The organism is Azonexus caeni, assembly GCF_048146105.1.
Taxonomy (GTDB): Bacteria; Pseudomonadota; Gammaproteobacteria; order Burkholderiales; family Rhodocyclaceae; genus Azonexus; species Azonexus aromaticus_B.
In genome coordinates this window covers 66,384-75,745 of the sequence record NZ_JBKJAD010000021.1, presented here as the reverse complement: position 1 = coordinate 75,745, position 9,362 = coordinate 66,384, and the positions used below count along the sequence as shown (strand labels likewise).

Here is a 9,362-nt window from a genome sequence, read left to right as displayed (position 1 = left end):
GCTCGGCGCCTCCCAAGGGGCCCGGAAAACCAAACGTTGCTGGAAGCACCGCGGATTTTTCAACCGCCAGTTTTCGTGAACCGCTGGTTTTCGGGGTCCCCCTGAGAGGCGCTGAGCAACGCAGGCGGTCCGGGGGAAGTCGGCTGGCGTTGTTTGAGCCGCGCAGCGGCGAGTTTAGCCAGCCGCCCGGACCGTCGAGTAGCGCAAGGGACCGGGCGTAGCCCGGCGCCGACCTGGGGGTGGCCTTCTTTTTGGCTACTTTTTCTTGGCCAAACAAGAAAAAGTACGCCCGCGCGTCAGGCGCGGAACCCGGCGCGTCAGAACCCAAATCCGCCCCCCAGAAAAGCAAAAAGGCCGGTTCCCCGGCCTCCCTGCAATAACGCCAGCGAGAACTCTCACCCCCGCCGCATGGCGTCGAAGAACTCCGCATTGCCCTTGGTCGACTTGACCTTGTCGAGCAGGAATTCCATCGCTTCGAGGTCGTCCATCGGGTAGCAGAGTTTCCTGAGCACCCACATCTTCTGCAGCACGTCCGGCTTGAGCAGCAGCTCTTCGCGGCGGGTGCCGGAACGGTTGACGTTGACTGCCGGATACATGCGCTTCTCGGCCATGCGGCGATCGAGGTGGATTTCCGAGTTGCCGGTGCCCTTGAATTCTTCGTAGATCACTTCGTCCATGCGCGAGCCGGTGTCGATCAGCGCGGTGGCAAGGATGGTCAGCGAGCCGCCTTCCTCGATGTTGCGGGCGGCGCCGAAGAAGCGCTTCGGTTTCTGCAGGGCGTTGGCGTCGACGCCGCCGGTCAGTACCTTGCCGGAGGCAGGCTGGACGGTGTTGTAGGCGCGGGCAAGGCGGGTGATCGAGTCGAGTAGGATGACCACGTCCTTCTTGTGTTCGACCAGACGCTTGGCCTTCTCGATGACCATCTCGGCGACCGCGACGTGGCGGGTGGCCGGTTCGTCGAAGGTCGAGGCGACGACTTCGCCCCGCACGGTGCGGGTCATTTCGGTGACTTCTTCCGGACGTTCGTCGATCAGCAGGACGATCAGTACGACTTCCGGGTGGTTGGCGGTGATGGCGTGGGCGATGTTCTGCAGCATCACCGTCTTGCCGGTCTTCGGCGGGGCGACCAGCAGGCCGCGCTGGCCGCAGCCGATCGGCGCGATCATGTCGATGACACGGCTGGTGATGTTTTCGTCGGACTTGATTTCGCGTTCGAGCTTGAGGTGACGCGTCGGGTGCAGCGGCGTCAGGTTCTCGAACATGATCTTGTTCTTGTTGGCTTCCGGCGGGAAGCCGTTGATGCGGTCGAGCTTGGTCAGCGCTACGTAGCGCTCGCCGTCCTTCGGCGTGCGGATTTCGCCTTCGACGGTGTCGCCGGTGCGCAGGTTGAAGCGGCGGACCTGGGACGGGGAGACGTAGATGTCATCGGGGTTGGCCAGGTAGGACGTGTCGGCCGAGCGGAGGAAGCCGTAGCCGTCGGGCAGGACTTCGAGGGTGCCATCGCCGTAGATGGTTTCGCCGTTCTTGGCCTTGGCCTTGAGCACGGCGTAGATCAGCTCCTGCTTGCGCATGCGGTTGGCGTTTTCGATGGCGAGTTCGGTCGCCATGTCGAGCAGTTTGCTGACGTGCAGGGTCTTGAGTTCGGAAAGTTGCATTGGAGTGTATTGGGCGCTGGAGAATGAGCGCAGGCGTCAGCCCGATGAAAGGGCGCGGAAGCTGAGTGTGCTTGGGAGTGATGTATGACGCGGGACGGGAACGTCGCTGGCGTCGCCTGAAGGCACGAGCGTACCTTCAGGCCGGGAGACTAAGGGTATTACAGGTTGCTGTCAATAAAGGCAGCGAGTTGCGACTTGGAGAGGGCGCCGACCTTGGTCGCCTCGACATTGCCGTTCTTGAAGATCATCAGCGTCGGGATGCCGCGGATGCCGTACTTGGCCGGCGTCTGCTGGTTGTCGTCGATGTTGACCTTGGCGACTTTCAGCTTGCCGCTGTATTCGACGGCGATTTCGTCGAGGATCGGCGCGATCATTTTGCAGGGGCCGCACCATTCTGCCCAGTAATCGACGAGCACCGGTTGCTGTGCCTGCAGCACTTCGCTTTCAAAGGTGTCGTCGGTGACGTAATGGATGTGCTCGCTCATGGTTGCCTCTTGGATTCTGGGAGTGGTGTTCCGGTGGGGCGGCTGTTGCCGCAATTCAGTCTGGCGTGATGCTAGCGAAAAATGACAGGCAAGGGAAGCATCCGTCTGCGCATTTGCAAGCCTCTATCAACGCCCGTTCTTGAACAGGTTGGCGAGTTCGACGGCGGTCTTGACCTGCATCTTGTCGAACAGGTTGGCGCGGTGGACTTCGACGGTGCGCATGCTGATGTTGAGTTCGTCGGCGATCACCTTGTTGTATTTTCCGGCCAGCACCAGGTCCATGATCTGGCGTTCGCGGGTGGTGAGCCGCGAAATCCGGCTGTTGACCGAGTCGGCTTCGGCGTGCGCCGCGCGCTGGCGGGCGTCGAGGTCGATCGCTTCGGCGATCCGGCTGACCAGTTCATTGTCGTTGAAGGGTTTTTCGAAGAAGTCGAAAGCGCCGCGCTTGAGCGTGGCGACGGCGAGCGGGACGTCACCGTGGCCGGTGAGGAAGATCACCGGCAGCGTCGAGCCGCCTTCGAGCAGTTGCTCGAAGCAGTCGAGGCCGGTCATTCCTGACATCCGCATGTCGAGCACGACGCAGCCGCTGGTGGCGGGCGTCCAGGCGGCGAGGAAGGATTCGGCGGAGTCGTAGGTGGCGTGTGCCAGGCCGCGCGATTGGAGAAGCCAGCTGAGGGCGTCCCGGATCGCGTCGTCGTCGTCGACCAGGTGGGCTTTCGGCGTGTTCATGCGTGGTCCAGGGGGAGGGTGAAGGTGAATATCGTACCGCTTCCGCTTGGCGAGGCGGGGTGTTTCTCCGCCCACAGGCGGCCGCGGTGGAGTTCGATGATCGAGCGGCAGATCGACAGGCCGACCCCCATGCCTTCCTGCTTGGTGGTGAAGAAGGCGGTGTATAGCTTGTCCTCGATTTCCGGGGCGATGCCGCAGCCGTAATCGCTGACGCTGACGGCAACCTCGTTGTCGACGATGCGGGCGGCGATGTGCAGGAGACGATGGGCGGGCGGGGTGTCGTTCATGGCGTCCATCGCGTTGCGCATCAGGTTGAGCAGCACCTGCTCGAGCATCAGACGGTCGGCCGGCAGCAGTGGCAGCGATGCGACCTTGGCCTCGATGCGGATTTGCCGCTTGCGGGCATCCGCTTCGACGAAACCCAGGCAATCCTCGATCACTTCGCCGAGGGCGCAGGGGGCGCGTTTGGGTTCGCTCTTGCGTACGAAGTCATGCACCCGGCGGATGATCTTGCCGGCGCGCTGCGCCTGGATGCCGACCTTCTCCAGCGCCGGGCGCAGATCGCCGCAGGAAAAATTGTCGGTCGATAGCAGGTTGAGACAGCCGGTGTTGTAGCTGGCGATCGCCGCCAACGGCTGGTTCAGTTCGTGGGCCAGGGTCGAGGCCATTTCGCCGAGGGTGACCAGGCGGGCGGTGAATTGCAGCTGTTCCTGCTGCTGGCGGGCCAGTTCCTCGGCCCGCTTGCGCTCGGTGATGTCAAGCACCGACGCCATCCAGCCGGTGTGCTGGCCGTGGCCGTCGATCAGCTTGGCCTCGTAGACGAGGGCATGGAAGCGTTCGCCGTTCTTGCGCATGAAGGTGATCTCGAAGCCTTCGCTCGGCGCCTGGCCGGCCATCACCGCCAGGTGCAGGGCCTGCGTGTCGTCCATGTGCTCGGGGGCCCAGTAGGGCATCGGCGGTTCGTGATCGACCAGTTCCTCGGCGGCGAAGCCGGTCATCTTGCAGAAGGCGGGGTTGACGTAAATGATCTTGCCCTTGAGGTCGCGGGCTCGCATGCCGACCGTCAGCGAGTCTTCCATCGCCGCCCGGAAAGCGTGTTCGGCGCGCAGTGCTTCTTCGGCGCGCGAACTTTTCTGCATCAGGTCGCGGACCAGCCACAGGCTCCAGAATACGCCGCCGGCCAGCAGCAGGATGACGACGGTGAGCAGGCGCTGCAGGCCGCCGGGTTCGGTGGTGTAGTTGCTGACCTTGAGTCGCAGTCCCTGGCCAGGCGGGTCGAAGGGAATCTGGTAGCTGTCGGCGTTGACGCCCTCAAGATGAGTCTTGCTGGCATACAGGGTGTCGTTGTCATCGACGATCTCGACCTTGTATTTCTCGGTGAACCACCAGGGCACCTGGCTGTTGAGCAGGTCGTTCAGCGGATAGGCGACCAGCAGCATGCCGCTCAGCCCGTTCTTGCCGTAGATCGGCACCAGCAGTTCGACGAAACTTTCGCCGCCGGGGACGATCAGCGGCGCGCTGTAAGTCGGTTTGCCGAGGCGGCGCGCGACGTCGAAGGCGAGCGCGGTGGTCGGCGGTTTGAGCAGGGATTCCTCCTGCGGGCTTCGGCCGGGCAGCGAGGCCTGGCGGTGGCCTTCGGCGTCGAGCCAGGTGATCTGGGAAATTTCCGGGCTATTCTTGAGCAGGTGGGTCGAGCGGACCTGAAAGAGTTTTTCCCGTTCCCGCGGATCGGCCATGTCGACGGCCAGTTGTTGCATCAGGTCGCGATTGCCTTCGAGGTGGAAGCGCAGGTTCTGTTCCAGCCACAGCACATCCTTGATCAGGATGTTACGCTGCTCCTCGTGTTCCGAGCGCTGCAGCAGCCAGAGCAGGGTCAGCAGTGCGGCCATGAGCAGGACCAGGCCGAGTTTCGGCAGGGTCAGCAGCCAGCGCAGGCGGCGTTTTTCGGGGCGGTAGCGGAGGGTGATCGGGCGCATGGCGGCGATGTTAACCCGTGGTCAACGGATGTGGATATCCACAATACGCACTCGTTAGCCTTTTCGTAATACTTTGCAGCAGTCGCAATCGGATTTCGCGACATTCCAACTTCAGGAGGAGATATATCAATGAAAGTTTCCAAGCTTCTCGTCGGCCTGTTTGCCTGTGCCGTTTCGCTCGGTGCCTATGCGCAGCAGCCGATCGTCATCAAGTTCAGCCACGTCGTCGCCAATGACACGCCCAAGGGCAAGGCCGCCGATTTCTTCGCCCAGAAGGCTGCCGAACTGACCAAGGGCAAGGTCAAGGTCGAGGTTTATGCCAACTCGACGCTGTACAAGGACAAGGAAGAGATGGAAGCGCTGCAGCTTGGCGCCGTGCAGATGCTCGCCCCGTCGCTGGCCAAGTTCGGCCCGCTCGGCGTCAAGGAATTCGAGGTCTTCGACCTGCCCTACATCTTCAATGGCTACGACGACCTGCACAAGGTCACCACCGGCCCGGTCGGCAAGCAACTGCTGGCCAAGCTCGAACCCAAGGGGATCAGCGGCCTGGCTTTCTGGGACAACGGTTTCAAATCCTTCTCGGCGAATACCCCGATCAAGATGCCGGAAGACCTGAAGGGCAAGAAGCTGCGCATCCAGTCGTCCAAGGTGCTCGAAGAGCAGATTCGCGCGCTGAAGGCACTGCCGCAGGTGATGGCCTTCTCCGAGGTCTATCAGGCGTTGCAGACTGGCGTTGTGGACGGTACCGAGAACCCGATCTCCAACCTCTACACCCAGAAGATGCACGAAGTGCAGAAGCACCTGACGCTGACCGAGCACGGCTACCTGGGCTACGCGGTGATCGTCAACAAGAAGTTCTGGGACGGTCTGCCGGCCGACATCCGCAAGCAGCTCGACGAGGCCATGGTGCAGGCGACGCGTTACGCCAACCAGATCGCCAAGGTTGAAAACGACACGGCGCTGGAAAATGTTCGCAAGAGCGGCAAGACCCAGGTCTATTCGCCGACGGCGGCCGAGCGTTCGGCCTTCAAGAAGGCCCTGGTGCCGGTGCACAAGAAGATGGAAAGCCGGATCGGCAAGGAAACCATCGGCGCGGTCTACAAGGCCACCGGTTTCGATCCGAACAAGCTGTAAGCAACAATTGACCTCCGACGCCCGCTGTTGCGCTTTGCCGCAGCGGGCGTTTTTGCAAGGAGAGGGGACATGGGAAAAATCATTGACCGGCTGGAAGAGTTCATCATCGGCACCCTGATGGCGGTGGCGACCGTGGTCATCTTCGTTTCCGTGGTGCACCGCTACGGCACGGGTTTCGAGATTCCGGGGGTGCAGGACTGGCTGCTCGAAATCAACATGGGCTGGGCCCAGGAATTCTGCATCATTCTTTTCGTCTGGATGGCCAAGTTCGGCGCCGCTTACGGCGTGCGCACCGGCATCCACGTCGGCGTCGATATCGTGATCAACAAGCTGCCGAGCAAGCCGCGCGCCGTCATGGTGCAGCTCGGCTTGTTCTGCGGGGTGCTGTTTACTGCGGTGATCGGCGTTTTCGGCGCCGCTTTCGTCTGGGAAAACGGCATGGCTTACGAGACGCTGAGCCTGCTTGGCAGCGACACCGGCGCTCACTTCGAGGGGCCGACCACGCCTGACCTCGAATGGCCGACCTGGATGGTGTACTCGGCGGTACCGCTGGGCTCCTTCCTGATGTGCTTCCGTTTCATCCAGGTGATGATCAAGTTTGCCCGCAGCGGCGAGTTGCCGACCCATGACCACGGTCACGTCGAAGGCCTGGAAGAGGGCGAAGTGCTGGTCGTCGGCGAGGCGATCGCCATTGCCGAACAGCGGGAACACGCTCATGCCGGCCTTTCCGATGCCGACTGGGAAAAAGAGCATGGCGCGGAAGACGCGGCCAACAAGGAGAAATAAGCGATGAGCGCACTGATTATCTTTGGCCTGCTGCTGACCCTGATGGTCATCGGCATGCCGGTCGGCGTCGCCCTCGGCCTGACCGTCCTCGGCTTCATGTTCGCCTTCACCGAGACGCCGATCGCTTCGGTGGCGCTGAAGATGTTCACCGGCATCGAGAAGTTCGAGATCATGGCGATCCCCTTCTTCATCCTCGCCGGCAACTTCCTCACCCACGGCGGTGTCGCCCGGCGCATGATCAACTTCGCCACTTCGATGGTCGGTCACCTGACCGGCGGTCTCGGCATGTCGGCAGTGCTGGCCTGCGCGCTGTTCGCGGCGGTGTCCGGTTCGTCGCCGGCAACCGTGGTGGCGATCGGCTCGATCCTGATTCCGGCCATGCTCAAGCAGGGCTTTCCGATGAACTTCTCGGCCGGTGTCGTCGCTTCGGCCGGCGGTCTGGGGATCCTGATTCCGCCGTCGATCGTCATGGTGATGTACGCGGTGACGACCAATTCGTCGGTCGGCGCCTTGTTCATGGCCGGCGTCGTTCCCGGCCTGCTGCTGGCGCTGACGCTCGGTGTCACCACCTGGTGGCAGGCGCGCAAGGGCGCTTACCCGACGCTGCCCAAGGCTTCCTGGGGCGAGCGTCTGCGCACCTTCCGCGAAGCTTTCTGGGGCTTGATGCTGATCGTCGTGGTCATGGGCGGCATCTACTCCGGCATGTTCACGCCGACCGAAGCGGCGGCGATGTCGGCGGTCTATGCCTTCTTCATCGCGGTGTTCGTGTACAAGGACCTGACCTTCAAGCAGATTCCGAAGGTGCTGCTCGACTCGGCCAACATGAGCTCGATGCTGCTGTTCATCATCGCCAGCGCCATCCTGTTCAGCTTCATCCTGACCTCGGAGCAGATTCCGCAGGATATCGCCGACTGGATCGTCCATCTCGGTCTGGGGCCGGTCGGTTTCCTGGTCATCGTCAACATCCTGCTGCTGGTTGCCGGCAACTTCATGGAGCCGTCGTCGATCATCCTGATCCTGGCGCCGATCCTGTTCCCGGTGGCCGTCGCGCTGGGCATCGATCCGGTGCACTTCGGCATCATCATCACGGTGAACATGGAAATCGGCATGATCACGCCGCCGGTCGGTCTCAACCTGTTCGTCGCCAGCGGCATCACCCGCCGCGGCCTGTCCGAGATGTCGGTGGCAGTGCTGCCGTGGCTGTACGCGATGCTGGTCTTCCTGATCGCCATCACCTACATTCCGGAAATCTCGCTCTGGCTGCCGCGTACCCTGGGCATGCTCTGAGTCGTTCGGGTCAAGCCGACGCAGGCCGCGCTTTCCGCAAGGGGCGCGGCCTTTTCCTTCTCTGTGGCACAATTCGGCTTCCGCCGCCCACCTGTCCATCATGAAATTCGCCCTCTCCATCATTGCGCTGATCGTTGCCGCGCTGATCATTCCTTTCCTCATTCCCGGTCTCGGTCAGCGGGAAGGGGTCAATCCGAATGCCAACCTGCCCTGGCAGATCGAAGTTGACGGCCAGGGGGGCAGCCGTGTCTTCGGTATCCGGCCGGGCACGCAGACGCTGGGTGAAGTGCGTGCGATCCTCGGCGGCGAGGCGCCGGAAGTGGCGATCATCGCCACCCCGGACGAAGTCGGCACGCTCGAAGCCTACTATTCGGAATTGGCGTTCGGCTTCGTGCTGGCCAAGGTCATCCTGACTGTCGATACGACGCCGGACATGATCACGGCGATGCGCGACAGGGCGCTCAAGGGGAAGTACATGGAAAGCTCGACACGCAAGATTCTCCTGCATCCGGACGACCTGCTTGCCGCCGACGCCATGCCGGTACGGGCGATCAGCATCATTCCCAAGGCCAGTCTCGACGAGGCGACCGTCATCCAGCGTTTCGGTGCACCGGGGGCGCGTGTGCCGATCGGCGACAAGCGTGTTCACCTGCTCTACCCGGAAAAAGGGCTTGATGTCGTGGTCGACGCCGACGGCAAGGAATTGCTGCAATACGTTGCGCCGCGCGATTTCGAGCGCCTGCGCGAACCCCTGCAAAAGGAAGCCGCCGCCCAGTAAGGCGGGTGTCTCCCGTCCTTATCTGCTAAAATTCCCCGTTTTTCAAACGACTAGCTTTTTTCGGAGCAAACACATGGCTATCGAACGCACTCTTTCCATCATCAAGCCGGACGCCGTTGCCAAGAACGTCATCGGTCAGATCTACTCCCGTTTCGAAGGCGCCGGCCTCAAGGTCATCGCCGCCCGCATGACCTGGCTGTCCGAGCAGGAAGCCGGCCAGTTCTACGCCGTGCACAAGGAACGTCCTTTCTTCAAGGACCTGGTCTCGTTCATGACCTCGGGCCCGGTGATGATACAGTGCCTGGAAGGCGAGAACGCCATCGCCAAGAACCGCGAGCTGATGGGCGCCACCGACCCGAAGAAGGCCGAGAAGGGCACCATCCGCGCCGATTTCGCCGAGTCGATCGACGCCAATGCCGTGCATGGTTCCGATGCGCCGGAAACTGCCGCTGTGGAAGTTGCCTTCTTCTTCCCGGGCATGAACACCTACGCTGGTCGCTGATTTGTTGTTGTCGTGCCGACCGTTGGGGCT

The 9,362-nt window shown here is 62.2% G+C and carries 9 protein-coding genes; 5 read left to right on the top strand and 4 right to left on the bottom strand.

All coding sequences use genetic code 11. The features are described 5' to 3' along the window. Nucleotides 1–395 precede the first annotated feature (395 nt). From rho to ACLIIZ_RS17055, 4 genes are all read right to left on the bottom strand, one after another. Nucleotides 396–1,655 (bottom strand): transcription termination factor Rho, encoded by a 1,260-nt coding sequence (gene rho, locus ACLIIZ_RS17070; RefSeq protein ID WP_416694005.1) that lies wholly within the window; start codon nt 1,653–1,655, stop codon nt 396–398. A gap of 158 nt (nt 1,656–1,813) precedes the next feature. Beyond that, nucleotides 1,814–2,140, bottom strand: a complete 327-nt coding sequence (gene trxA, locus ACLIIZ_RS17065; protein WP_416694003.1) for a thioredoxin TrxA — start codon at nt 2,138–2,140, stop codon at nt 1,814–1,816. A gap of 126 nt (nt 2,141–2,266) precedes the next feature. Continuing rightward, complete coding sequence (locus ACLIIZ_RS17060) at nt 2,267–2,869, bottom strand: response regulator transcription factor (protein WP_416694001.1); 603 nt, start codon at nt 2,867–2,869, stop codon at nt 2,267–2,269. Continuing rightward, nucleotides 2,866–4,845: a sensor histidine kinase gene (locus ACLIIZ_RS17055; RefSeq protein WP_416693999.1), complete on the bottom strand. Its 1,980-nt coding sequence runs from the start codon at nt 4,843–4,845 to the stop codon at nt 2,866–2,868. The genes ACLIIZ_RS17060 and ACLIIZ_RS17055 overlap by 4 nt, the downstream gene beginning before the upstream one ends. A gap of 129 nt (nt 4,846–4,974) precedes the next feature. On the opposite strand from ACLIIZ_RS17055, the gene ACLIIZ_RS17050 reads away from it, so the two are divergent. The 5 genes from ACLIIZ_RS17050 (at nt 4,975) to ndk (ending at nt 9,332) form a co-directional block, all read left to right on the top strand. Further along, the gene (locus tag ACLIIZ_RS17050; RefSeq protein WP_416693997.1) at nt 4,975–5,979 is read left to right on the top strand and encodes a TRAP transporter substrate-binding protein; all 1,005 of its coding nucleotides are present in this window, start codon (nt 4,975–4,977) and stop codon (nt 5,977–5,979) included. 69 nt (nt 5,980–6,048) lie between these two features. Beyond that, a complete protein-coding gene (locus ACLIIZ_RS17045) occupies nt 6,049–6,765 on the top strand; it encodes a TRAP transporter small permease (protein ID WP_416693995.1) in 717 nt (238 codons plus the stop codon). A 3-nt stretch (nt 6,766–6,768) separates the two neighbouring features. Beyond that, nucleotides 6,769–8,052, top strand: a complete 1,284-nt coding sequence (locus tag ACLIIZ_RS17040; RefSeq protein ID WP_416693993.1) for a TRAP transporter large permease — start codon at nt 6,769–6,771, stop codon at nt 8,050–8,052. 100 nt (nt 8,053–8,152) lie between these two features. Further along, complete coding sequence (locus tag ACLIIZ_RS17035; protein WP_416693991.1) at nt 8,153–8,830, top strand: hypothetical protein; 678 nt, start codon at nt 8,153–8,155, stop codon at nt 8,828–8,830. A 73-nt stretch (nt 8,831–8,903) separates the two neighbouring features. After that, the gene (ndk, locus tag ACLIIZ_RS17030; protein WP_416693989.1) at nt 8,904–9,332 is read left to right on the top strand and encodes a nucleoside-diphosphate kinase; all 429 of its coding nucleotides are present in this window, start codon (nt 8,904–8,906) and stop codon (nt 9,330–9,332) included. Nucleotides 9,333–9,362: the final 30 nt, after the last annotated feature.